24 protein-coding genes are annotated in these 23,032 nt (G+C 46.5%); 13 read left to right on the forward strand and 11 right to left on the reverse strand.

Annotation, left to right across the window (positions count from 1 at the left end; genetic code table 11):
- Window positions 1–114 precede the first annotated feature (114 nt).
- The 3 genes from R4537_RS04950 to R4537_RS04960 all read left to right on the forward strand — a co-directional run bounded on the left by R4537_RS04950 (window position 115) and on the right by R4537_RS04960 (window position 2,139).
- Entirely contained in the window at window positions 115–945 is an 831-nt protein-coding gene (locus R4537_RS04950) for a helix-turn-helix transcriptional regulator (protein WP_001283930.1), read from the forward strand.
- A gap of 160 nt (window positions 946–1,105) precedes the next feature.
- A complete protein-coding gene (locus R4537_RS04955) occupies window positions 1,106–1,825 on the forward strand; it encodes an AzlC family ABC transporter permease (protein ID WP_071179437.1) in 720 nt (239 codons plus the stop codon).
- Window positions 1,822–2,139: an AzlD domain-containing protein gene (locus R4537_RS04960; RefSeq protein WP_000605633.1), complete on the forward strand. Its 318-nt coding sequence runs from the start codon at window positions 1,822–1,824 to the stop codon at window positions 2,137–2,139. Before R4537_RS04955 ends, R4537_RS04960 begins: the two co-directional genes overlap by 4 nt.
- 50 nt (window positions 2,140–2,189) lie before the next feature.
- Here R4537_RS04960 and R4537_RS04965 read toward each other — a convergent pair whose 3' ends face one another.
- Entirely contained in the window at window positions 2,190–2,804 is a 615-nt protein-coding gene (locus R4537_RS04965) for a fumarylacetoacetate hydrolase family protein (RefSeq protein WP_071179438.1), read from the reverse strand.
- 115 nt (window positions 2,805–2,919) lie between these two features.
- A complete protein-coding gene (gene ohrR, locus R4537_RS04970) occupies window positions 2,920–3,378 on the reverse strand; it encodes a transcriptional regulator OhrR (protein ID WP_000098098.1) in 459 nt (152 codons plus the stop codon).
- A gap of 110 nt (window positions 3,379–3,488) precedes the next feature.
- Here ohrR and ohr point away from each other — a divergent pair, with 110 nt between their 5' ends.
- The 4 genes from ohr (at window position 3,489) to R4537_RS04990 (ending at window position 6,883) form a co-directional block, all read left to right on the forward strand.
- Window positions 3,489–3,911, forward strand: coding sequence for an organic hydroperoxide reductase Ohr (gene ohr, locus R4537_RS04975; protein ID WP_000104644.1), 423 nt, complete (start codon window positions 3,489–3,491; stop codon window positions 3,909–3,911).
- Between the two features lie 255 nt (window positions 3,912–4,166).
- Window positions 4,167–5,162, forward strand: coding sequence for a porin (locus R4537_RS04980; RefSeq protein WP_071179439.1), 996 nt, complete (start codon window positions 4,167–4,169; stop codon window positions 5,160–5,162).
- A gap of 199 nt (window positions 5,163–5,361) precedes the next feature.
- Complete coding sequence (locus tag R4537_RS04985) at window positions 5,362–6,219, forward strand: DMT family transporter (protein ID WP_071179473.1); 858 nt, start codon at window positions 5,362–5,364, stop codon at window positions 6,217–6,219.
- A 46-nt stretch (window positions 6,220–6,265) separates the two neighbouring features.
- Entirely contained in the window at window positions 6,266–6,883 is a 618-nt protein-coding gene (locus tag R4537_RS04990; protein WP_071179440.1) for a glutaredoxin domain-containing protein, read from the forward strand.
- Window positions 6,884–7,015: 132 nt separating this feature from the next.
- Here R4537_RS04990 and R4537_RS04995 read toward each other — a convergent pair whose 3' ends face one another.
- The 3 genes from R4537_RS04995 to R4537_RS05005 all read right to left on the reverse strand — a co-directional run bounded on the left by R4537_RS04995 (window position 7,016) and on the right by R4537_RS05005 (window position 8,947).
- Window positions 7,016–7,150 carry a hypothetical protein gene (locus R4537_RS04995; protein ID WP_001058399.1) on the reverse strand — a complete coding sequence of 45 codons (135 nt, stop codon included), beginning with the start codon at window positions 7,148–7,150 and terminating at the stop codon, window positions 7,016–7,018.
- A 102-nt stretch (window positions 7,151–7,252) separates the two neighbouring features.
- Window positions 7,253–7,603 carry a hypothetical protein gene (locus R4537_RS05000; protein WP_001187742.1) on the reverse strand — a complete coding sequence of 117 codons (351 nt, stop codon included), beginning with the start codon at window positions 7,601–7,603 and terminating at the stop codon, window positions 7,253–7,255.
- A gap of 132 nt (window positions 7,604–7,735) precedes the next feature.
- Complete coding sequence (locus R4537_RS05005; RefSeq protein WP_071179441.1) at window positions 7,736–8,947, reverse strand: multidrug effflux MFS transporter; 1,212 nt, start codon at window positions 8,945–8,947, stop codon at window positions 7,736–7,738.
- Between the two features lie 89 nt (window positions 8,948–9,036).
- Here R4537_RS05005 and R4537_RS05010 point away from each other — a divergent pair, with 89 nt between their 5' ends.
- On the forward strand, window positions 9,037–9,924 hold the full coding sequence (locus tag R4537_RS05010; RefSeq protein ID WP_000383983.1) for a LysR family transcriptional regulator: 888 nt from the start codon (window positions 9,037–9,039) through the stop codon (window positions 9,922–9,924).
- Between the two features lie 267 nt (window positions 9,925–10,191).
- The gene (locus R4537_RS05015) at window positions 10,192–12,027 is read left to right on the forward strand and encodes a putative bifunctional diguanylate cyclase/phosphodiesterase (protein ID WP_000204839.1); all 1,836 of its coding nucleotides are present in this window, start codon (window positions 10,192–10,194) and stop codon (window positions 12,025–12,027) included.
- Between the two features lie 101 nt (window positions 12,028–12,128).
- Here R4537_RS05015 and shyA read toward each other — a convergent pair whose 3' ends face one another.
- Complete coding sequence (gene shyA, locus R4537_RS05020; RefSeq protein WP_001227341.1) at window positions 12,129–13,379, reverse strand: peptidoglycan DD-endopeptidase ShyA; 1,251 nt, start codon at window positions 13,377–13,379, stop codon at window positions 12,129–12,131.
- 233 nt (window positions 13,380–13,612) lie between these two features.
- Window positions 13,613–13,912 (reverse strand): isoamylase early set domain-containing protein, encoded by a 300-nt coding sequence (locus R4537_RS05025; RefSeq protein WP_000608712.1) that lies wholly within the window; start codon window positions 13,910–13,912, stop codon window positions 13,613–13,615.
- A gap of 337 nt (window positions 13,913–14,249) precedes the next feature.
- Between R4537_RS05025 and R4537_RS05030 the strand changes: the two genes are divergently transcribed.
- From R4537_RS05030 to R4537_RS05045, 4 genes are all read left to right on the forward strand, one after another.
- Window positions 14,250–15,911 carry a SulP family inorganic anion transporter gene (locus R4537_RS05030; RefSeq protein ID WP_071179442.1) on the forward strand — a complete coding sequence of 554 codons (1,662 nt, stop codon included), beginning with the start codon at window positions 14,250–14,252 and terminating at the stop codon, window positions 15,909–15,911.
- A gap of 435 nt (window positions 15,912–16,346) precedes the next feature.
- On the forward strand, window positions 16,347–17,723 hold the full coding sequence (locus tag R4537_RS05035) for a YjiH family protein (protein ID WP_071179443.1): 1,377 nt from the start codon (window positions 16,347–16,349) through the stop codon (window positions 17,721–17,723).
- A gap of 227 nt (window positions 17,724–17,950) precedes the next feature.
- Complete coding sequence (locus R4537_RS05040; protein ID WP_071179444.1) at window positions 17,951–18,415, forward strand: putative pterin-binding protein; 465 nt, start codon at window positions 17,951–17,953, stop codon at window positions 18,413–18,415.
- Window positions 18,412–19,512 (forward strand): GGDEF domain-containing protein, encoded by a 1,101-nt coding sequence (locus tag R4537_RS05045; protein ID WP_071179445.1) that lies wholly within the window; start codon window positions 18,412–18,414, stop codon window positions 19,510–19,512. Before R4537_RS05040 ends, R4537_RS05045 begins: the two co-directional genes overlap by 4 nt.
- A gap of 46 nt (window positions 19,513–19,558) precedes the next feature.
- Here the strand turns inward: R4537_RS05045 and pstB are convergent, their stop codons facing one another.
- The 4 genes from pstB to R4537_RS05065 form a co-directional block, all read right to left on the reverse strand.
- Complete coding sequence (pstB, locus tag R4537_RS05050; RefSeq protein ID WP_000858875.1) at window positions 19,559–20,314, reverse strand: phosphate ABC transporter ATP-binding protein PstB; 756 nt, start codon at window positions 20,312–20,314, stop codon at window positions 19,559–19,561.
- A 28-nt stretch (window positions 20,315–20,342) separates the two neighbouring features.
- Entirely contained in the window at window positions 20,343–21,206 is an 864-nt protein-coding gene (gene pstA, locus R4537_RS05055; RefSeq protein ID WP_001912363.1) for a phosphate ABC transporter permease PstA, read from the reverse strand.
- Window positions 21,207–21,211: 5 nt separating this feature from the next.
- Window positions 21,212–22,132, reverse strand: coding sequence for a phosphate ABC transporter permease subunit PstC (pstC, locus tag R4537_RS05060; RefSeq protein WP_071179446.1), 921 nt, complete (start codon window positions 22,130–22,132; stop codon window positions 21,212–21,214).
- A 78-nt stretch (window positions 22,133–22,210) separates the two neighbouring features.
- Window positions 22,211–23,032 (reverse strand): phosphate ABC transporter substrate-binding protein, encoded by an 822-nt coding sequence (locus R4537_RS05065; protein WP_071179447.1) that lies wholly within the window; start codon window positions 23,030–23,032, stop codon window positions 22,211–22,213.

The raw sequence follows: 23,032 nt of genomic DNA on the forward strand, positions 1-23,032 counted from the left end.
TTCTAGCCAGAGATAAAATAGTGTGGATTTCGATTAGTACAGAAGCGCAATTTTGTACAAAAACTTTCCAGTACTTTGCAGTAGACTCATTAGGGAAAAACACAAGGAAGCGTGATGAGCGACTCAGCCGGCAAAATTAAAGAGCAAGCAAAATTTCAGATTGCCGAAGAATTTGGCGGCCTTGAGCTGCTTGATGCGCAATATGAAACGCAGAATTTTTCTCGCCACAGCCATGAAGGGTATACCGTGGGTGTGATTGAGCGCGGTGCACAATCTTTTTACCGTACTGGCGGCAATCATATTGCGCCGCAAGACAGCATTATTTTGGTCAACGCCGATGAAGTGCACACCGGACACTCCGCCGTCGAAGGTGGTTGGGCGTATAAAGCCATGTACCCGCTGCCCGAGCAATTTGCCACGGTTGCCAAAGAGATTGGCGCCAATACCGGCGCGCCTTATTTTCCACAAGCGGTGGTGTATGACCCAGAACTCGCGAGCCAACTGCGCTTAGTGTTTGAAACCCTTGAAAAATCGACTAACCGCTTGCTACGTGAAACCTTGATTTACGCAAGCTTAGTCAAGCTGATGACACGCCACGGCCGCACAGCGCCAAAAGCCGATCAACCGCTATCTGCACTGCGGCCATTGTTGCTGGTTAAAGAGTTTCTGGATGACTTTCCACAGGCCGATGTTTCACTCGAAGAGCTGGCACAACTGGCGGGATTAAGTCCTTTTCATCTGGTGCGGACGTTTCAAAAACAGTTTGGTTTGCCACCCCACGCTTATCAAATCCAAGCCCGCTTGCGTCTCGCGAAAACCCTGTTAAAGCAAGGCGTAAGTATCTCGGAAACCGCGCAAGAGTGTGGCTTTCACGATCAAAGCCATCTGCATCGTCACTTTAAAAAAGCGCTCGGCATCACCCCAAAACAGTACGCAAGACCTTAAATAATCCGCACTCATCACCTGCACGCTGCCCACACTGCCGCGCAAGATTATCCAAGCTTATCAGCTTATCTCTGTGTTCTGATAACCCAGACGATACCCAAACCACTTGGAGTTTCAGGTAAGAAGGGTATAAGGTTTTCTTCTATAAATTGGAAAGAGTATGAATAGCCAAGTGTTAACCATTGATGATTCACCTACCCCCACCCGGCTGTTTTGGCAGGGCACAGTCGCTATGCTGCCATTGAGCATTGCGGTATTACCTTGGGGTTTACTGGCCGGCTCGTTTGCGATTGAAGCGGGGTTATCGGTCATCGAGAGCCAAGCCTTGTCTGCAATCTTGTTTGCTGGAGCGGCACAGTTAGTCGCTATCGGCATGTTTAAAACGGGGGCGGGGTTACTGAGTTTGTTGATAGCCACTTTTTTTATTACCTCACGCCATTTTCTGTACAGCGTATCAATGCGCAGCAAAATCAGCCCATTACCCTTGCGCTGGCGGCTGACACTGGGCTTTTTGCTCACCGATGAGCTGTTTGCGATTTGCGGCGCGCAGTCCGACAAGCAGTTTAATCGCTGGTATGCGTTAGGCGCAGGGCTGAGTTTTTATCTGATTTGGAATTTGGCCAGTTTGGCTGGCATTGTCGCAGGCAGCTATCTGCCCGATCTCAATCAGTGGGGATTGGAATTCGCGGTCGCCGCAACTTTCATCGCGATTGTGATCCCGAATATCAAAAGCTGGCCTGTGCTGATTTCGGTACTGACCGCCTTGGTGTTATCGGTGTCACTCACCGTGATGGGGATTGAAGGCAGCTTGATGTTTGCCAGTATTGGCGCCATGCTCGCTGGCTACAGTGCTGAACGTTTATTAGGAGCTCGCCTATGATCATGCTTTCGATATTCGCGATGACAGCACTGGTGTTTCTCAGCCGTTATCTGTTTCTTGAACCTAAGCTGCCCCTGCGTTTGAGCCCCACGTTGCAACGCTTACTTAGCTACTCTGGGCCTGCGGTGCTTACCGCGATTTGGGCGCCGATTGTGTTTATGCCGGAAAAAACCTTGTGGTTAGAGTGGCACAACCCCTATCTTCTCGCCGCACTACTTTCCGGTGTGCTGGCTTGGTTAAGCAAAAATGTCCTGCTGACGACCGTCGTGGGGATGGGGAGTTTCTTACTGCTCAAGCTGGTAGTATTGGCCTAAGCCCGTAAAAACGGGCTTAGTGTATGTTGGGCGAGATAGCGAAAGCCCAGTTATTCAGCCAACCATTCCACTTCAATCAAGGTCTGTTCACCACATTTCAGGCGGCCAACAAAACGGTCGCCTTGATGTACTTCTCCAACGCCTTGTGGTGTACCTGTCATCACCACATCACCATCTTCCAAAGTCAGATAGCTTTTGAGCTCTTGCAATACCGCTTGAGGCGAGTAAAGCATTTGGCTGACATGGCCTTTTTGCACCCGCACGCTGTTGATCAGCAGTTCTAGATTAAGATCTGCCGCATCGAGTCCCTCAAGCGCAACAAATCGGCTCAATACGGCTGCGCCATCAAACGCTTTAGCGCGCTCCCAAGGCAAGCCTTTGGACTTGAGATAACTCTGCATTTGACGCTTGGTCAAATCTAGGCCAATTCCCACCGCGACATATTGCCCCTTTTCGACCAGAAAACAGATCTCTGCTTCATAATGCAAAGGCTCTTGATGGAAGGCGCGCAGCTGCGATGTAACCGCTGATGAAGGCTTATGAAACAGCACCATCTGTTCTGGAATGCTATTGTGCAGTTCCTGAATATGCTCAACATAGTTTCGCCCGACACACAGCACTTTACCGACAGATAGGTTTCGGTTGGCAAATTGGATATGACTCATCTCTCTTCCTTGACCAGACACAAAGCTGCGATTCTAAACTAACCGCTGATAAACTACGCAGAAATCAATCACACAATGATGGAAAATGCGTACCTCAGCCCATTCATTGCCCAAATCAGTCCAGAGTATGGAGAATTTTCTCGCACAGCGTTTTTAGGCTAATCAGCTCCTCTAAACTGAGATCAAATTTACACAGCATTTCATTCGGTACTGAACGTGCCTGTTCTTGCAACGCAAAACCCGCTGGCGTCAAAAATAGCTCACGAACTCGTTCATCACTGCTGCTGCGTCGCCGTTCCACAATTCCTTTCGCTTCCAATCTTTTAAGTAGTGGAGTCAATGTGCCGGAATCCAAATGCAGCTTAATACCGAGATCTTTCACATTTATCCCGTTTTGCTGCCACAGCACCAGCAGCACCAGATATTGCGAATAAGTGATATCCAGTTGTTCAAGCAGCGGACGATAAGCACGGATCACCGCATTCGATGCACTGTAGAGTGGAAAACAGACCTGATTTTCCAGCAGTAATGGATCATGCGTCGGCGTTTGGCAGCTCACTTGTGGAGAAGACATGATTTATCCTCAAAAAATAAATTGCGCACAATATACTTGCAAACAACAAAAGACTCGATATAAGATTGCAAGCAATTAAATTGCACGCAACTTAAATTGAGGAATAAAACATGAGTACGATTTATCAAACTTCCGCCACTGCTTCTGCAGGACGCAATGGAGTAGTCAGCACCGAAGACAAACTGCTTGAGCTCAATCTCAGCTACCCAAAAGAGATGGGTGGAAGCGGTACGGCAACCAACCCAGAGCAACTGTTTGCAGCCGGCTATGCTGCTTGCTTTTCGAACGCGATTTTGCACGTCGCTCGTGAAGCAAAAGTCGCCTTAAAAGAAGCGCCTGTGACCGCCACTGTCGGTATCGGACCCAATGGTCAAGGCGGCTTTGCGCTAAGTGTCGCCCTCGCCGCACACATCGCTTTAGAAGATGAGCAAGCCAGACAGTTGGTGACCGTTGCCCATCAAGTCTGTCCTTATTCCAATGCAGTTCGTGGCAACATTGATGTGCAAGTCAGCGTCAATGGCTTAGCCCTGTAATTTCGATTCCCCATCACTCACCACGGCGAAGCGCTTTTTTTACTCTAGAGAGCATACTTGAAAGCTCATCAGGAGGTACATGCTCCGCCGTGTGATTAAAGCCTGTCATCATTTTGCCTTATCTCTGTCATCCCTGCGCCATAAAAAATCAATCAAAACGTCACCAAATAGAAACGTATTATTCACTTTCAATCAGTACCTTAGCGGCATCACAAGTAGGGCAGTAAAGCCCAATCAAACTAATAGGGTAGAAAAATGAAAAAAGCAGCAATCGCAGTAGCAGTTCTTTCCGCAGTGGTATCTGGCTCAACCTTAGCCGCAACCGTTTATGATGCAGAAGGCACTTCACTCAAAGTGGGTGGTCGTCTGGAGTTCCGTGGTGACTTTAATGGCGACGACAAAGGCAAAGAAATTGAAGGCACAATGCTCAACAAGAGCCGTGTGCGTTTGAATGTAGCGGGTGAAACCGACATTGGTGCGGGCATGAAAGGCTTTGGCTTCTGGGAAGCAGAGCAAAAAGTAAAATCTACGGCTGGCTCAAAATCAGAAAAAGAAACCACATTTGAACAACGCTATATGTACGTGGGTATGAAAGGCGACTTTGGTAGCCTCTCGTTTGGTCGCCAAGATACCGCTGGTGTACAAATCTCCAACTTATCAGATATCGGTACTTTCACTGGCGATCAAAAAGCCTTTATCAATGCGGGTAACGAGCAGATCAACAACACTATCGCGTATGGGTATGACTTTGAAAGCTTCAAGTTAAAAGCCAGCTATATTGCCGATGATGAAAAAAATTCTGATGGTTACGCCATTTCCGGCATTTATTCAACACCCGTTGGCTTAGACATCGGTCTAGGTTATGCCGCCAATGATCTGGGTACAGACAAAGGTTCTGCGGATCAAATCATTGCGGGTTTGGGTTATACAGTGGGTGACCTCTACTTCGGTGCCACTTACACCACAGGTGATAAAGATGACAAAGCAGACACTGAATTTACTGGTATCGAAGTCTCTGCACAGTACAAAATCACTAAACAATTTCGCCTGATTGCGGCTTACCAAACCCAAGAAGAAGAGACCAAGAATGTCACTAAAGACACTGCGGACTTCTTTGAGTTAACTGGCCGCTATGATTTTACAAAAAACTTCCGCTCTTACCTCGCTTACAAAGCGAATGGACTGGATGAAAAAGACACGGGCTATAAAGTCGAAGACACCATCCGCCTAGGTCTACGTTACGATTTTTAATCACACTGCCTTAAACTCCTGAATATTGTCCTTCTTTGGCCAAGCGTTTGCTTGGCCTTTTTTGTTGCAGAATTTCGAACGTCATGAGCAACCACAGCGATTGGTTTTCTCACTGTTACCACGTATGATTCAGCCCACTTTTTGACTACCTCTTTGATTCATGAGCATTAAACATCACCCATTGCAAGGTGCGCTTTGGATGCTGACGGCTGGCCTCGCGTTCGCCATCGTCAATAGCGTCGCACAATACGCCAGCATTCAATTTGGCCTTCCTTCCACCACCGTTGCCTTAGTGCAGTACGCGATTGCGATTGCGGTTATCCTGCCCTATCTCAAAACCTTGGGCATTCGTCAGTCGCTGCGGACTCAGCAGTTTGGCTGGCATCTGCTGCGCGTCTTTCTGGCCGTGATTGGCATTCAGCTCTGGTTGTGGGCTCTCGCGTATCCAGTGCCGATTTGGCAAGGTATTGCGCTGCTGATGACTTCTCCCCTTTTTGCCACCATTGGCTCTGGCTTATGGCTACGCGAAAAAGTGGGCATGGCGCGCTGGGTAGCTACCCTCACCGGATTTATCGGTGCGATGATCATCCTAGAGCCTTGGGCGGATGATTTTAATCTCGCGTCACTGCTCCCTGTCGGCGCAGCCTTTTTCTGGGCGAGTTACTCCTTGATGGTGAAAAAACTCTCCTCTCACGACTCACCGTCCACCATGGTGGTCTATTTACTGCTGCTGATCACCCCGTTTAACGTACTGCTGGCTCTCCCTGATTGGCAAATGCCAAACGGACAAACCGTATGGCTGCTACTGATTGGTGCAGGGGTCATGACTGCGCTTGCTCAATGGGCGATAGCCAAAGCGTATGCGGTAGCAGATGCTTCCTTTGTCCAGCCGTTTGATCACGCCAAGCTTCCCTTAAACGTGCTGGCTGGCTGGTTAGTGTTTGGTTGGGTACCACCGGGCAGACTCTGGCTAGGCGCAGCAATTATCGTGTTATCTGTCGCGTTCATTACTCAATGGGAAACAAAAAAGTCACGGCGTGAAAGAAACATCGCCTAAAACCTTTCCTATCTTTTAATGAAAAGATTTATATGAGGAATACCTGATGACCACGCCAATTAAAGTCACACTCTATCGCTGGGCTGGCAGTTTTGGCCCATTTAAAGTCAACATTCCCTGTGGAGAATGCACGCTGACGAAAGATATTTTAGCCGATACCTTTGCCAATGAATTGGCTGGCGTGCCGATTGAATTAGAGGTGAAAGATTGGCTTAGCTACTGGTGGGAACCTTTAAAGCTTGGTGCATGGCATGCGCCGATTGTGGTCGTAGCAGGCAAAGTGATCAGCCAAGGAGAAGCCCTTAACCGCGGTGTATTGGTGCAATCCATCATCAAAGAGTGGACTAAACAAGACACGTTACAAGGCAATATTGTGTTTGGCAAAGCCACCTGCCCTTACTGCGTGAAAGCCAAGCAGTTGCTTGATACTGCAGGAATCGACTATCGCTACCACGATGTAGTGAAAGAGAGTGCTGCGCTATACCGAATGATCCCAGAAGTCAAAGCGATCATCGGAGAAAAAACACCCGTCACGGTGCCGCAGATCTGGTTAAATGGTCAGTATATTGGGGGCTGTGATGCGTTGGAAAAATGGCTGCAAGATAACCCGCATTCGCTACCTGATAACGTGGTAGAAATCGAAACTACGCGTCTAGCTCAGTAATTCAAATCGTTTGGATATAGCCAACATCAGCAAAAAAATCGCCCCACTCATTTGTGGGGCGATATCATTCTTAGCCTAGCGTTTTCCCGCTTTCGGCTGAACATTCAAACGCAAAAGCTTAATCAAATAAGCTTATTGGCTGAACTTTTGACGCATTCTCTGTAATAAAGAGCGCTTTTTCGTTTTGCTTTTACCAAACTGAGCTTGATGCATCGCTTGTTTAGCGATCATTTGGCCTAGATAAACAGAACCGAGTTCATTATTCATAACACATGCCTCTTGTTGTTGAGTGACATTTTGCGCTCAATATAACAGCGAAAAACAACAAAACAAGAGTATGGTCACGTTTTTTTGTAGTTTTATTACAAATTAATGGCGTTTTGGTTGTTTGTAAGTTTTACCTGCTGCTTGGTAAACGTCTTTTTGCTTGATATCGAAAAAGCCATCAAAGAACCAAGCAACAAATTTCACCACATCGTCACCTTCGTTCATGATGTGTTCGACATATTCTTGTTCTTCGCCCTGCTCATCCACTTCCGTGGTTACATGGTAAATACGTTGCTCACCTTCGACTTCAGCCAAAGCAAACTGACCTGAAAGCGATTGCGCCGCTTCAGCAATCGCCTCGTCTTCACTATTTTTCAGCAGTTCTAAGACTTGCGGTAACGTCGTTTGCTCACATAAAAGTTTAATTAAGGCTTCAAATTGACTCTGTTGCATGGTGTTTCCCCGTAGTAAGCACTTCCCCATAAAAATGAGCGGCGATTATATACACTTCTCCACCTAAGCGGCAGTGAATCTCGATTATCAAACTAACCATCACTAGCCCGAGATTCAAACCAAGCTAGGCAATTACATTGATATTTTCGCTGCGCTAGGCTGCGAGTGCGCTTTTTTCGTTGCGATCAACACACTCAACATCGTGATGCCAACCAGAATATAAAACACGCCCATTGCATTTTGGCTAGTCACCCAATGCTCCACCAAATATCCTCCCAATAAACCTGCGATCCCCATTTGAATCGAGCCAGAAAGCGCTGAAACCGCCCCCGCTTGTGATTTATGAGGTGATAACAAAAGCGTTGTAGCCAATGGAAAAGAGATGCCCTGCGCGATGCTCAGCCAAGTAAAAGCCCAAATCAGGTTAAACACGGAGAATTCGGTCAGCAGCAGCCAAAGGCCCGCAAATACCATCAAGCTAATCGCACACCCCAGCAATTGACGCACCGAAAAACGAGAAGTCAGCATGTTTACAAGCACGCTGCCCAGTAATAAACCTGAAGAGGGAATAATAAGGGTCGAGCCGTAATCGGCTGCAGTCATACCTAGCTGTTTTTGGAGCAGAAAGGGCAAAATGGATAAGGTGACCAAGCTGGCTAAATAACTTAACCAGTTGTAACTTGCACTACTGGTGACTTGTTGATTAGTAAGCAGTTTAGCGTAGTTAATCACAATGCCACGCCATTGAACTCGCCGTTTTGGGTAAGGCAGCGTTTCTGGCAGGATCATCAACCCGAGCGTAAAAATCGCTCCAATATAGAGCAGCACAAAAATAAACACCGACTGCCAGCTTAAATGGTACGCCAGCCATCCGCCAAGGACTGGTGCAATAATTGGCATGATTGACGCGGTGATTGAGAGATATGAGAGAGCTTTGGTCAGATGGAAACCATCATAGCTGTCTCGCAACACACTACGCCCAAGTACCGAAGCACTGCCCGCCCCTAATCCTTGCAATAAGCGTCCAAATTCAAGAGCTTGAAAATGATCCGACATCATCACGCAGAGCACAGTACCTAGCAAATAGATACCTTGCCCAAGCAAAAACGTCGGGCGTCGGCCTACGGCATCGGACAGTGCGCCATAAAATAGCTGTGAGCCACCAAAACCCAGTAAAAAGAGCGTGACGAGCATCTGCGCACTCGCTTGATCGACCTGTAAATCACGGCTAATCAGAGGCAGTGAGGGCAAATAAATGCTCACACCCACTTGGCCAGTAGCGATGATCATCATCGCAAGTAGCATGGGGGTGCGGCGAAAACGAGTAGAGGTTTGTGCGTTCATGGCAGAGAGTCTATATTGGCAACTCTCATTTGATAATCTCGCAAATTGGAAATAAATTAGTTCCAACTAAGAATAAATAAGGGCACGAGATGGACTGGCTGCAGAGCGCAAAAACCTACATCAAAGTCGTTGAGGAAGGCAGTTTCAATGGCGCAGCACGCAAACTCAACACCACCAGTTCGGCGGTCAGTAAGCGTATTCACTGGCTTGAGGAGCGTATTGGAGTTCAACTGCTGAAACGCACGACACGTTCAGTTACGCAGACCGAGGCCGGAGCGCTTTTTTATCAACGAGCCAAAGCACAGTTAGAAAGCTGGCAATCCGTGGTCGATGAAACACGCTCCGTCAACCAAACGCCCGCAGGCTTGCTGCGTATCGGTGCAACCTTAGCGGTCGGCTCTAAATTTTTGATGCAGTACCTCGATGAGTTTTTACAACGCTATCCCGATATCCGCGTTCAGCTCATCACCACCACACCGGGACAATTACCAGAACTGCATCTCGATCTTTTTATCAGCCGTGAAATTGAGCAGCTCAATTCGCTTAGCTTCAAAGCCACTCCCCTATTTGAGTATCAAGCGGCGTTTTATGCCTCTCCGAGCTATTTGGCTAAACATGGCGTTCCACAAACGCTACAGGAGTTAACTGAGCACAATGTGCTGTGCTGGGGGGAGCAAACATTTCGCGAAGTAAAAACAGCGCAAGGCAAACGCCTAACGTTAACGGGCAATTTCGCCACCACCAACCCTGAAGCCTTGTTTTATGCAGGGAAAGCCGGCATGGGGATTATTGTCACTGGGCATATTATGATCAAAGAAGAGCTAAAACAGGGCAATTTGGTTCGCCTATTGCCTGATGTCACTATAGATCAAGCGACCGTATACGCGTACTACCCCAAATTGGAGTACCAACATACCCGTACTCAGCTATTCCTTGATCATTTGAAGCAGAAGTTAGTGCAAAACAAAACCGAATAAGTGATTTTAATATCAATTAACAGATCGAAATTCCTGCCGGCAGTCTAATTTTTTTGCTCAGTAAACGATTGAAATAAAAAAGTAAGCCTAAAAATCCATGACTACTCCATAAAAATTGGGTGGAAAATCATCCAGAACTCATCAATAGTAACTACATGCATATAAATCCAAATGGCTTGGAAGCAAGGACTACCTTCCAACTTATTGGGCAGAGAGCTTCGCCGTGACGAGCTCCATATTGTCAGTTACCGCTAGAGAGATCAGAGTATGACGAGCACTCAATTGAAATCAGAGAAACTGAGTCTGGATGCCATACACCACTTCAATGGGCTTTGCGGTTCAGAGCTACTTTCTCAAGCCACGCAGTTTCTGCATAAAACGTTTAATAGCCACAGTTCAATGGTAATTGAGCTAGACAAAATGCGCTATAAAGCACACAACCTGTCTTGTGCCAGTATTGAACCCAGTGGTTTAGAGCCTGATTACGAATTGCATGGCACACCTTGTGAGCAAGTCGGGTTAATGCAGCAACCTTACTGCTTATTCACACACCAAGTCGCCGAACGATTCCCTACAGATGGCTATCTGGTAGAAAACCAGATTGAAGCCTATCTTGGGATCCCGATTTCGTTCTCCAATGGTGAAAACTACGGCATCCTGATCTCCACCTTTACTCGCCCATTGGAACAGTACGATAACTTAGTTTTGACCCATCAAATTTTGGCTCAAATGATCGCCCATGATTTGGAGTGCCAACAGATCGCCGCTCGCTCGCAAAGTTTAGTCAACCAACTACGCCATGAAATATCCCATGATAATTTAACAGGTCTAATGAATCGTAATGATTTAGCCGAGAAACTGACGGCTCTCGTTCAAGAAGATAGACATCATTTCACCCTGGCCTTTCTTGATATTGATGAATTTCGTTCGATAAACGATCTGCATGGGCACTATTTGGGAGATCTTGTGCTGAAATTTGTCGCGGATGCGATAAAACAAGCCGTCCCCGAAGAAGGATACGCCTTTCGCATCGCCGCTGATGAATTTGCTTTTTTAACCACAGATCGTGAGCCGATGAAAATCTGCCAAACCATACTCAACAAACTGGCGCAAGATTATATCGATCAAGATCGTCGCCTCAAAATTAGTGTCAGTATTGGTATAGCCAAGTACAGTGGTGAAAAACTCAATGCCGATCAATTACTGTTCAATGCAAGTCTCGCTTTAAAAGAGTGTAAACGGAACCATAACACGCGCATTCGTTTCTATGACAACTTACTGAGCAATCAATACTATCGGCGTACACAAATCATTGAAGCTTTGCGTAGTGAATTGAGTAAGCCAATTCATCAAACTGAGCTGTATGTGGTCGTACAACCGATCGTGAAAAAGCATCAAAGCAATTGGGACTATTTTGAGATCTTAACGCGTTGGAATAGCAGTACGCTCGGTGTGGTGACACCACTGGAATTCATTGAAGCAGCAGAGCAATCTGGCCTGATTGTCGAATTTGGCGAACGTATTCTCGAATTGGCCTGCATCGCGAAACAAGAATTAGAACAAGGTATTGACCAAAAAATTCGCTTAAGCATCAACTGCTCCGCCGATGAGCTGACGCATTCCAATCGTTACCTTGAGCATCTATTAAAAACCATTAAAGCCTATGGTTTTCAAGCCGACGAGTTCACCATTGAACTGACAGAAACGGTTTTACTCTCTAAGGCCGCAGAAGTGTGCAGTATTCTCACCATATTGCGTGAATTGGGTTTTAAAATTGCCTTGGATGACTTTGGGACAGGTTATTCGAGCCTTAACTACATCCACAGTTATCCGATTGATTGCATCAAGATTGACGCAGCATTTGTGCGTAACCTACTTACCAACCAAACCTCTGAGAGTATCGTGTGGTTAATTATTCAGCTTGCCAACCAGCTTAAACTCGATCTCGTCGCTGAGGGGGTAGAGAACCAACAAGCGCTGGATAAACTCTATCAAATGGGCTGTGAGCAAATTCAAGGGTATTACTTCAGTCGACCTGATTTACCGAGTGTGATGATTGAACGCTGGCAAAAAGGGACGAATGTAACTCAAATGGCGAATTAACCAATATTCTCAACGCAGGCTTCAATCCAAACGATACGCCAAAACAGCAACGGCTAGAAACGACAAAGCCCCGTGACGGGGCTTTGTATTAACACTCGATTTTATTGCGCTGCTAGCATGCTTTCTTGGCGAGCTAACATCTGGTCAAGCTCTTTGCGCTTGGCAATAAACTGCGCCATCTCCTTCTTCGGCACTGAGCTTGCCATCGGGATATTGGCTTTCATGGCGTTGACAGGACGACCACGCACGATTAACTCATAGTGCAGATGAGGACCGGTCACACGGCCGGTATTACCCGACAATCCTATGCGCTGACCACGCGATACTTTCTGCCCTTTCTTGACCAATATCTTGCTCAAGTGCAGATAGCGCGTCATGTAAGTATTACCGTGCTGAATCACCACATAGTTGCCCGCATAAGGGTGATTACGTGTCATGACCACAACACCATCACCTGAGGTATACACAGGAGTTCCAATTGGCATCGCAAAGTCTGTTCCGTTATGCGGCGCTACGCGCTTGGTCACTGGATGCAGACGTCTCGGGTCAAAGTTTGATGAAATACGCCACTTGCTGTCCACCGGATAACGTTGGAAAGCGCGTTGCAAGCTATCACCATTCTTATCGTAATACTGACCGTCCTGGTGCAGATACGCGGTGATCTCTTTGCCACGGTTGAAGATTTTAATCGCCTGAATTTCAGAATTACCGGTGAGCTTTTCTCCGACGAGCTGACGCGATAGTACGACTTCAAAGCGATCGCCACGACGCAAATCACGGCCAAAATTAATTTTGTCTTTCAGCAGAGTGACGATTTGATCAACATCGGCGGCACCAAGGCCAGCACGATTAGCCGAGAGAGAAAAGCTACCGTCCACTTCACCAATCAGCGGCTCAACCTTCCACGTACCAGGAATTTTGCGCTCTTCAAATTCGTAGCTACCATCGTTTAAACGCGTATAAACGGCGCGGTCAACGAGGCTAAATTCCAGCTCCATTTTGGCCAAGGTGTTATCGCTGCCTTTCCAAAAACGCAGCACGTTACCCGGCCGTAACGTATCAAGAGCGAGGTAGTTTAAGTCAGTTTCCATGACTTTCATTAGCTCGGTATAAGCAAAACCAAGCTGATTAAAAATAGTACTTAGGTTATCACCCGGCTTGATTTCATATTCATAATCCGGATGGCCCACTTTGACCACTTCTACAGTATGTTCTGCTGAAGAGAACTGTACGAGCGGAGATTCTGGAAGAGACAACTCAATACGTTGTTGCCGCGTGGGACTGTTTAGCGAAGAAGATATCGCGGCCACAGCCAAAAGCGGCAAACCTACTAGTGTCGCTTTCTTTCGCATTGAAAGCTCAGAAAATCGCAAAATAATAGATTTAGATATCACCAGTTTACCTGTGGAAAAAAGTCAAAACTCGGCCAAGAGTAAGGGTTTCAGCGCGGTTTGTCACCTACGCTTTCGTCAATTTAAAGCAAAAAAGGCACATTTGTGCCTTTCAAAAATAGAGGATTTTGTGTGCTAGCAGCAACTTAGTTGTTTGTGATTTTTTGAGCTTTCGTCAAAAAATGCTACCCAAATCACTGATAGGTGGTTAACAAACAGTTTTCTTCGCCAAAACCGTTAGCAATATACTGATCGGCATGGGGATCATTGACCCACTCTTGTTTATCGAGCAAATAGCGGAACTGAAATTCACGATCTTTCGGCAAACGAGTTTTAAATTTGAACGTGCTTGATTTGGCCGATTTTTTCATTGGCTCAGGCTGCCAACCTAAAAAATCGGCCACAATCGCCACTTCAGAGGCCGCTTGCGGGGCATCGCATTCAAAAGTGACTTCCACTTCATCTTTTGTTTTAAGGAACTTCTTGTTAATCATGTCAAACTCCATCTTCGAACAAAAAACAACCAACCGAAGGAATCATAGGTAATTTGTTATCTATACTCAACCTACAATCTCTCAATTAAGTGCATATCTTGAAAATCATCGGCGCTCTGTTTTTCCGCATGAAATTCTAATTAATCGCAGTCTTTTCCGTTAATGTTGGGAAAATGTGACGTTACATGAAGTTAATTCAATGAAATTAAAAGATTAATTTTTTGACTCTGCCCGCCTAGCGATAGGTCAGTCAACTGAAGCCGCCCTTTACAGCCTATAAAATGAGCGTAGAATCCTCGGCGTTTTCATTTCCCTATTTTTGTTAAGGTGATCAACTATGTTTGCCATCTATGAATCCTATAAAGCCGGTCAGTTGCAACCCAAACAATGGGTCAACAATATTACAGCGGGATTGATAGTTGGGGTGGTGGCACTGCCGTTAGCCATGGCGTTTGCCATTGCATCGGGAGTAAAACCAGAACAAGGAATTTATACCGCTATCATCGCGGGGATTATTGTTTCCCTGTTTGGTGGTTCACGCGTACAAATCGCCGGCCCAACCGGCGCGTTTATTGTTATTCTTGCAGGCATCGTAGCCGAACACGGCGTGGCTGGATTACAAATTGCCACCATCATGGCGGGCTTTATTCTCGTGGTATTGGGGCTCGCACGATTAGGTAGCATCATTCGCTATATTCCTGACCCGGTTATCGTCGGTTTTACTTCAGGCATTGGGGTGATCATTTGGGTGGGGCAATGGCGTGACTTCTTTGGCCTTCCTGAAATTAAAGGTGGGCACTTTCATCAAAAACTGGTGGCGATTTTTCATGCTTTCCCACAATTCCATCTCACAACAACACTGCTGGCTTTACTGTCTCTGGCTTTAGTGATTTTTGGGCCGAAAATTCCCAAACTCTCAAAAATCCCGGGGCCGCTTTTAGCCCTGGTGGTGGTCACGTCGCTGCAATATGTGGTGGGATTTGAAGGCGTCAGAACCATTGGGTCAGCGTTTGGCGGTATTCCACAAGGCTTACCTGAGTTTGCGCTACCGGATCTTAGCCTAAGCCAAATGATTCAACTGATTGGTCCTGCCTTTGCGATTGCGATGTTAGGTGCAATTGAATCCTTACTCTCCGCCGTAGTTGCTGATGGCATGGCTGGCACCAAACACAACTCGAACCAAGAGTTGGTTGGACAAGGGATTGCGAATATTGTGGCCCCTCTATTTGGTGGTATTGCTGCAACGGGTGCCATTGCGAGAACCGCGACCAACATTCGTAATGGCGGCAATAGCCCAATCGCTGGAGTCATGCACGCGCTGACGCTGGTCATTATTCTGCTCGTACTCGCACCTTTGGCGGTGAATATTCCTCTCGCGACGTTGAGCGCGATTCTATTTGTGGTGGCTTGGAATATGAGTGAAGCGCCGCACTTTGTACAACTGGCTAAGCGCGCACCGCGTGCTGATGTGGCGATTCTACTGCTCACCTTCGGTTTGACCGTGTTTGCCGATCTGGTCGTGGCAGTCAATATCGGTGTGATCATTGCTATGTTGCACTTTGTAAAGCGCATGGCATCGAGCGTTGAAGTGAAGGCCAACGGCTCGCAAGAGATGAGCTACGAACTGGCACAACACGGCAGAAGTACACTGCCTCGTGAACTGGCGGTGTACGCGCTAGAAGGCCCCTTCTTCTTTGCTGCGGCAGAAACGTTTGAACGTGTGATGGGCAGTATTCAAGAAACCCCTCAGATCTTAATCTTGCGTTTAAAATGGGTACCTTTTATGGATATAACGGGTATTCAAACGCTGGAAGAGATGATTCAAAGCTTCCACAAACGTGGAATTAAGGTTTTGATTTCAGGTGCTAATAGTCGAGTCTCACAAAAATTGGTCAAAGCAGGCATAGTCAAACTGGTCGGCGAGCAGAATGTCTATCCCGTTTTTGAAGGCGCTCTCAGCGCAGCATTAACGGAAATTGAAGCCCAACCCACCGAGTGATTGACGTAAACGACTTGATATTTCCGCATCGAGTCGAAGCGAAAGACCATACTTCAACCTAAGCCTCCGAGAGCAAGGAGGCTTTTTTATTTCTATTCTCTTCTTAATCGAAGCTACAGCAGTGCTGACTACCACACTCGTGGCTAACAATATGCTTTACGCCACACAATGACCAAGCAATCGCTTTGCGATCTTATTCATCAACAATGACACTTTTAACAATAAATATACAAAAAACCATCAAAGACTGAAACATCAGGAAATTAATTTGAATGCATACCCAAAATAAATGAATAGTATTGCGTAGGGTGTCAAAAATAGATATTCTTGCGCCCGCTGATTAAATACGGAAATGCAGTGAATTTTTATGCCAAGGTGTGGCGAATTTCGACTGAACAGTGTGTCTGAATGACGCAGCATGAATAGAGATAAATAATGCAAGATAACGCGCAAACCTTAGAGCCACCAGCGAAGGCTGGCACAGGTAATCTGTGGATGTTCCTGATCCCTTCTCTGATCGGGCTTTTCCTCTTTATGGCTCCCATCAGTTACGATGGATCGTTAACCATTCCAGTGGCGGTGTTGGCCAAGTCCGTTCAAGCGCTGTTTGGGGATTCTCTGGTGACTGTCGTTACGGCAATCATCGCCTTTATGTCGGTTGCCTCTGTTATCTGTAAAGTCTTTAAACCAAGTTGGGTCATGTCTCGTCCTTTCTTAAACAGTTTGTTTAATCCTTCTTGGCTTTGGTTAACCGTGCGTGTGATTGGCGGAGCTGCCGTGATCATGACATTTTTCCAAATCGGTCCAAAAGCGATTTGGGAAGAAAATACGGGGGGACTGGTTTTGCAAGGCCTGCTCCCAACGCTATTTTCCGTGTTTATTTTCGCAGGCTTACTGTTACCTTTGCTGCTTAACTTTGGCTTGTTAGAGCTGTTTGGCAGCTTACTGAGCAAAGTGATGCGCCCTTTATTCAATCTACCGGGTCGCAGCGCAATCGACTGTATGGCTTCATGGCTGGGCGATGGTAGCGTAGGCATCCTACTCACCAGTAAACAATACGAAGAAAAATTCTACACCCAACGTGAAGCAGCGGTAGTGGGCACAACCTTCTCTGCGGTATCGATCACTTTTAGCTTAGTGGTGATCGCCCAAGTCGAGCTTGAACACCTATTCCTACCTTTCTATGGTGCGGTCTGTCTAGCTGGTCTCGTGGCTGCAGTCGTGATTCCTCGCCTTCCTCCTTTGTCATGGAAAAAAGATACTTATATCGATGGCAGCAAACCTCATCCTGATGCCGATGCGATCCCGGAAGGTCACAGTGCGTTTTCTTGGGGCATGGAGCTGGCTTTAGCCAAAGCGGCAAAAGTTAAATCCGTCCAATCAGTGATCGGTGAAGGCGTGCGTAACGCGGTCGATATGGTGTTTGGCGTACTGCCTGTCGTGATGGGACTTGGCACTATCGCCTTGGTGATTGCTGAATATACTTCGGTATTCTCCCTGCTTGGCCAACCTTTCATTCCGTTTTTAGAGCTGCTGGGCGTACCAGAGGCTGCCGCAGCTTCAAAAACCATTGTGGTTGGCTTTGCGGATATGTTTATTCCGGCCATTTTAGCGGCTTCCATCGATAACGAAATGACACGCTTTGTGATTGCGGCAATGTCTGTGACTCAGCTTATCTATATGTCTGAAGTCGGTGCACTACTGCTGGGTAGCCGTATTCCAGTCAATATTGTTGAGCTGTTTGTCATTTTTATTTTGCGCACCCTGATCACTCTGCCGGTGATTGCCGCGGTCGCACATCTGCTGTTCTAATCTGTCTCCCTATTAAGAAGCGCCATCAATATGGCGCTTTTCTTATACAAAGTCTCATTTCTGAGTCTTTTTATCATCAATCTTGTTAATATCGGTGATTTTCATATCACCCGACTCCGCCTATAATTCAACCAAATATTAATGATTAGCCGTAAAGTTGTAATCAATACCGCTGCAACTTCAGGTTGAAAAGCAGAACACAATCAAATAGCGCGGAATAACAAATAATGAGATGGATGCTGATCTTGACCTTGTGGTGCAGCTCTTTCGCTTTTGCATCGGACATCACGATACAAGTAGCAGACACACCACCTAAGGTTTTTTCCTTGAAAGAGTTAGCCACTGTACTGCCTGAAGTTTCTTTTACCACTGAACTACCATGGATTCATGGAGCACGCCGCTTCACCGGTTTTAAGGTGGGTGATTTGCTTGAGTATTTACAGCAAGATCAAGTTAATTCGGTGACTTTTATGGCATTGAATAACTACGCTGCTAATATTTCGATAGAGGATATTCAACAGTATGAGCCGATCGTGGCGTACTACATGGACGGTAATGAGATGCAAATTCGCCACAAAGGCCCTTTTTGGTTGGTGTACAACTTAAATAAAAATCCAAAACTCAAGAACTCCGTTTACTACACCCATATGGTTTGGCAGATAAGTCAAATTTTGATTCATAAGAAGCCATGAATACACAAACTCAGAAAACGCTCCATCCGCTGATCTTACATGCCAAAACATTGCTGATCTTCATGTCGGCAGTTCTGATTTTGGCCAATTTGTATTTGATCAACAGTACACGCGATTTATCTAAGTCTTACTCTTCCCATACCAACCAAGCGATCTGGTTCTTATTTCAATTGAATAAAGAGTTTACTGAAATGCTTGCGCTCTCTCCCTACCTATTGGAGTCGGAGAGCAACCAGCGCGATGTGATGGTGAAATATGAACTGACTTGGAGCCGTTTTGATTTGATCCTCAATAGCCCAGAGGCCGACGGCATTATCGGCATGCCCAGCACTCGCGAATTCTTCCAAGCCGCGTTTGCTCGCTTTAAGCAACTTGAACCGCTACTGCTTGCGGCCAAAAACCCAGAAAGCTTACAAACTTTTATTGTTGCCGCACAGCAAGAGCTGGATATTTTTATTCAGTTCATAAACCGCACATTTGGTGTGCAAAGTCCTTTGTACGTAGAGCAAAAAGAGAAACTGAATTACCTCAGTCGCATTCAGTTTGCACTGATGTTGTTAATGTTTAGCTGTGTGGGGCTGGTGAGTTTTATTTTGCATAAAGAGGCCACGCACCACAGGGTTTTAGCCTTAACGGATCCGTTAACAGGGCTAGAAAACCGCACAGCCATGTTCGCCGAATTAGAGCGTCATCGCCGTAGTGGTGGTTTCTCCCTCTTTTTGCTCGATCTGAATGGCTTTAAACAGATTAATGATACTTACGGACATCCAATGGGAGATGCAGTTCTCAAACAGGTCGCCTATCGCTTAAATCATTCCATACCCGCTTTCGATTATCGTGTATTTCGGATGGGAGGAGATGAATTTGCCATCATTTTAAGCAGCATCAATTCCACTGAGCAGATGATGATGCAGCGCATGATCAAACAATGTTTCGACCAAGAATTTGAATTGAGTGGCGATTTACGAGCCAAGCTCAACACCAGTGTCGGGATCAGCACCTATCCGTTGGACAGCACTAATTTAAGCCAGTTGATCCATCTGGCAGATAAAAACATGTATGAAATGAAATTCTTACAAAAAAGCCCCTCATCGTGAGGGGCAAAGTTTACCATCGCTTATAGTTATAATTTGCCAGTATTCATTAACCAAAATCACCATTCACATAACCACGGGTACGGTCATCACGTGGGTTACTGAAAATGACTTGAGTGTCATCGTGTTCAACCAACTCACCCATTAAGAAGAATGCAGTACGGTCTGAAATACGGCGCGCTTGCTGCATTGAGTGAGTCACGATAACGATGGTGTAATTCTTCTTCAGATCTTCCATCAGCTCTTCAATTTTGTGGGTCGCAATCGGGTCAAGTGCCGAAGTCGGCTCATCCATCAAGATCACATCGGGTTCCATGGCAATGGTGCGCGCGATACAAAGACGCTGCTGCTGGCCGCCTGATAAACCAAAGGCATGAGATTTAAGACGATCTTTTACCTCATCCCACAGCGCTGCGCCACGCAGTGAACGTTCAACCACTTCATCAAGATGCTTTTTGTCCTTGATACCTTGCGCACGCAGACCATAGGCCACGTTTTCATAAATACTCATTGGGAATGGGTTGGGTTTTTGGAACACCATACCAACGCGGATACGCAGATCAGACACATCGATATTGCCATACACATCTTGGCCATCCATGGTCAGCTTACCAGTAATCGTGACTCCCTCAATGAGGTCATTCATACGGTTCAGGCAGCGCAACAGGGTTGATTTACCACAACCAGAGGGGCCAATCAGTGCTGTCACTTGACGCGTAGGAATCGGCAGATTAATCGATTTCAGGGCTTGGTTCTCACCGTAAAACAGGTCGAGGTTTTCAATGTTGAATTTGGTCGTTTTCATTGTGTTATCTCTAAATTCTGTCGATGACTTAATAGGTTGCAGTATTGAATCGTTTGGCGATTAACTTGGTAATCATATTGATCAGCAAAACCACAACAATCAGCACAGTGGCGGTGCCATAAGCTTGGTTCCATTCTTCAATGGTGAACAGCTCTGTGGTCAGTTTGTACAAGTGAACGGTCAAGGTGCGTCCAGAATCGAGCAGAGAATCTGGAATACGCGCCACCATACCCGCGGTTAAAAATACCGGGGCAGATTCACCAATGACACGGCCAATACTCAAAATGACAGAAGTTAAAATCCCCGGCATAGCACTTGGCAGAATTAGCCGACGGATGGTGTAAATTTTTGAAGCGCCCACGCCATACGAGCCTTCACGGTAGGTTTGTGGTACCGCCATTAAGGCTTCTTCCGTGGTACGAATAATTACTGGCAGGATCAAGATACTGAGAGTTAATGCACCGGAAAGAATCGAGAAGCCTAAGCCCAAAATCGCCACGAAGAAGGTCATACCAAACAGACCAAAAATGATCGAAGGGATCCCCGCCAGTGACTCGGTACAGAAGCGGATGATTTTGACCAAACGGCTGCCGACTTTGGCATATTCCGTCAAGTAAATCGCCGTCATGATACCGATAGGCGCGGCGACCGCGATCGAAGCAACAACCATATACACGGTCGAGACAATCATCGGGAAAATACCGTGTTCATCGCCCGTGTGGGTGTAATTATCAGTAACGAATTTCCAGTTAACGTGTTGCAGACCGTTGGACAAGATGTACCAGATGATCCAGAACAGGAAGCCGACGGTCAGCGCCGCAGAAATCCAAATAAACGTGCGCAAGATATTGTCTTTGAGCACACGCGCTTGTTTCAGTTTTACGCGATCCATCGTCATTACCTCGCTTTCTCACGGTTTAAATACAGCAACGCACCGTTTAGCATCATAATGAACACCAGCAGTACCACGCCTGTGGCGTAGAGTGCGTTAGCATGAATACCACTGGCGTAAGACATTTCAATCGCAATGTTGGCAGTCAGGGTACGCGCTGAATCGAGTATGCCTTCTGGCATCGCAGGAGCATTTCCCATCACCATGATGATCGCCATGGTTTCACCCAGAGCACGGCCAATACCCAAAATAACGCCCGTCATGATCCCGGAACGAGCCGCAGGAACCAGAAGTTTAAAGATGGTGTAGATGCTTGAAGCACCCAGTGCGAGCGAACCTTCTTTATAAGCACGCGGTACCGCGCGAATCGAGGTTTCAGAGACCGTAATCACGGTGGGAAGAATCATGACGCCTAGCACTATGATGCCCGCCAGAATCGTGTTACCCGCAGGAACATTAAAGACATCTTGAATCAGTGGAACGATGATCACCAAGCCAAAGAAGCCATAGACCACAGAAGGAATACCAGCGAGCAATTCAACCGCTGGGCGTATCACATCCGCCACCCGTTTAGGAGCCACTTCAGCGATAAAAATAGCCGTGAGAACACCAACCGGGACCCCCACAATCACAGCCCCAAAGGTTGAGACGACAGAAGCGACAATCATGGTCGCCACACCAAACAATGCAGGTGGTAACCAGTCTTGTCCAAGCACTATGCCGGTAACTCCCGCCTCTTGGAAAGCTGGGATACTTTCACTAACAATAAAGTAAGCAATGATGGCAAGAGACAGAATGCCGATCACGGCACTGGTTAAAAACAAACCGTGAAAGATACGTTCTTTCCAGTCAACGCGTCGTTGCTCACGCAGACTACGCATAGAGGTATTATCCATAAGCTTGTCACTATTTGTTGCGATGGTCATAAAATCACCTATCGAACTAAGGTCGATGTAAACAAAGTACCCGACCCAAATTGGGTCGGGCAAAGGGAGTAAAGCGTGTTAGTTAACTGCGATGTAGCCTTTGTCAACGACAATTTTCTGTGCTTCTGGAGACAGCATCCAGTCTAAGAATTTCTGTGCTTGTGCTGATGGTTTACCTTGTTGGTAAAGCACGAGGAACGGACGAGAAACTTTGTAAGTACCGTTTTTCACGTTATCAACGCTCGCTTCTACGCCATCGACAGACAGAGCGTGCACTGATGTATCGACAGTACCGAGTGAAATATAACCAATTGCATAAGGGTTAGAAGCAACGATGGTTTTGAGTGCGCCGTTACCGTTCGCGACTTGAGCACGTTGAGAAATGGCAGAGACTTCTTTATCCGCAATTTTCTTTTTCAGAGACATGATGTCTTCGAAAGCACCACGAGTGCCTGAAGCAGTGTCACGAGTTACCGCAACGATAGGCTTATCTTCACCGCCAACTTGTTTCCAGTTGGTGATTTCACCTTTGTAGATTTCAGAAACTTGTTCCGCTGTCAGGCCTTTCACCGCATTGCTTGGGTGAACCACGACTGCGATACCATCAAGCGCAATCGCTTCTTCCATTAATGTTGGCTCTTTTTCAGAGTCTTTCAGATTGCGCGATGACATACCGAGGTCTGCACTGCCATTTTTCGCGGCTTTAACACCCGCAGAAGAGCCTGGGCCTTGTACTTCAATGAAAACTTCAGGATTCTTTTTAGCATAGGTTTCAGAAAACACTTCCATCAATGGGGTAACACTGTTTGAGCCCACAGCTGAAATTGTCTCTTTTGCCATCACTGGAGTTACTGCAAGTGCGCCCATAAGAGCGATAGCACCGATTACTGTCTTTTTCAT

The sequence above is a fragment of the Vibrio paracholerae genome, assembly GCF_037672085.1.
GTDB classification, from domain to species: Bacteria; Pseudomonadota; Gammaproteobacteria; order Enterobacterales; family Vibrionaceae; genus Vibrio; species Vibrio cholerae.

What these genes read in the sequence shown, in the direction of transcription:
- R4537_RS05000 (WP_001187742.1), bottom strand. Translation starts at nt 7,603, where the DNA reads ATGCAACAGAGTCAATTTGAAGCCTTAATTAAACTTTTATGTGAGCAA.
- shyA (WP_001227341.1), bottom strand. Translation starts at nt 13,379, where the DNA reads ATGCGAAAGAAAGCGACACTAGTAGGTTTGCCGCTTTTGGCTGTGGCC.
- pstB (WP_000858875.1), bottom strand. Translation starts at nt 20,314, where the DNA reads ATGAAAACGACCAAATTCAACATTGAAAACCTCGACCTGTTTTACGGT.
- R4537_RS05045 (WP_071179445.1), top strand. Translation starts at nt 18,412, where the DNA reads ATGAATACACAAACTCAGAAAACGCTCCATCCGCTGATCTTACATGCC.
- R4537_RS05015 (WP_000204839.1), top strand. Translation starts at nt 10,192, where the DNA reads ATGACGAGCACTCAATTGAAATCAGAGAAACTGAGTCTGGATGCCATA.
- R4537_RS04995 (WP_001058399.1), bottom strand. Translation starts at nt 7,150, where the DNA reads ATGAATAATGAACTCGGTTCTGTTTATCTAGGCCAAATGATCGCTAAA.
- R4537_RS04955 (WP_071179437.1), top strand. Translation starts at nt 1,106, where the DNA reads ATGAATAGCCAAGTGTTAACCATTGATGATTCACCTACCCCCACCCGG.
- R4537_RS04980 (WP_071179439.1), top strand. Translation starts at nt 4,167, where the DNA reads ATGAAAAAAGCAGCAATCGCAGTAGCAGTTCTTTCCGCAGTGGTATCT.
- R4537_RS05005 (WP_071179441.1), bottom strand. Translation starts at nt 8,947, where the DNA reads ATGAACGCACAAACCTCTACTCGTTTTCGCCGCACCCCCATGCTACTT.
- pstA (WP_001912363.1), bottom strand. Translation starts at nt 21,206, where the DNA reads ATGGATCGCGTAAAACTGAAACAAGCGCGTGTGCTCAAAGACAATATC.
- R4537_RS05030 (WP_071179442.1), top strand. Translation starts at nt 14,250, where the DNA reads ATGTTTGCCATCTATGAATCCTATAAAGCCGGTCAGTTGCAACCCAAA.
- R4537_RS04965 (WP_071179438.1), bottom strand. Translation starts at nt 2,804, where the DNA reads ATGAGTCATATCCAATTTGCCAACCGAAACCTATCTGTCGGTAAAGTG.
- R4537_RS05010 (WP_000383983.1), top strand. Translation starts at nt 9,037, where the DNA reads ATGGACTGGCTGCAGAGCGCAAAAACCTACATCAAAGTCGTTGAGGAA.
- R4537_RS05040 (WP_071179444.1), top strand. Translation starts at nt 17,951, where the DNA reads ATGAGATGGATGCTGATCTTGACCTTGTGGTGCAGCTCTTTCGCTTTT.
- R4537_RS05065 (WP_071179447.1), bottom strand. Translation starts at nt 23,032, where the DNA reads ATGAAAAAGACAGTAATCGGTGCTATCGCTCTTATGGGCGCACTTGCA.
- pstC (WP_071179446.1), bottom strand. Translation starts at nt 22,132, where the DNA reads ATGACCATCGCAACAAATAGTGACAAGCTTATGGATAATACCTCTATG.
- R4537_RS05035 (WP_071179443.1), top strand. Translation starts at nt 16,347, where the DNA reads ATGCAAGATAACGCGCAAACCTTAGAGCCACCAGCGAAGGCTGGCACA.
- R4537_RS04985 (WP_071179473.1), top strand. Translation starts at nt 5,362, where the DNA reads ATGCTGACGGCTGGCCTCGCGTTCGCCATCGTCAATAGCGTCGCACAA.
- R4537_RS04990 (WP_071179440.1), top strand. Translation starts at nt 6,266, where the DNA reads ATGACCACGCCAATTAAAGTCACACTCTATCGCTGGGCTGGCAGTTTT.
- R4537_RS04950 (WP_001283930.1), top strand. Translation starts at nt 115, where the DNA reads ATGAGCGACTCAGCCGGCAAAATTAAAGAGCAAGCAAAATTTCAGATT.
- ohr (WP_000104644.1), top strand. Translation starts at nt 3,489, where the DNA reads ATGAGTACGATTTATCAAACTTCCGCCACTGCTTCTGCAGGACGCAAT.
- R4537_RS05025 (WP_000608712.1), bottom strand. Translation starts at nt 13,912, where the DNA reads ATGATTAACAAGAAGTTCCTTAAAACAAAAGATGAAGTGGAAGTCACT.
- R4537_RS04960 (WP_000605633.1), top strand. Translation starts at nt 1,822, where the DNA reads ATGATCATGCTTTCGATATTCGCGATGACAGCACTGGTGTTTCTCAGC.
- ohrR (WP_000098098.1), bottom strand. Translation starts at nt 3,378, where the DNA reads ATGTCTTCTCCACAAGTGAGCTGCCAAACGCCGACGCATGATCCATTA.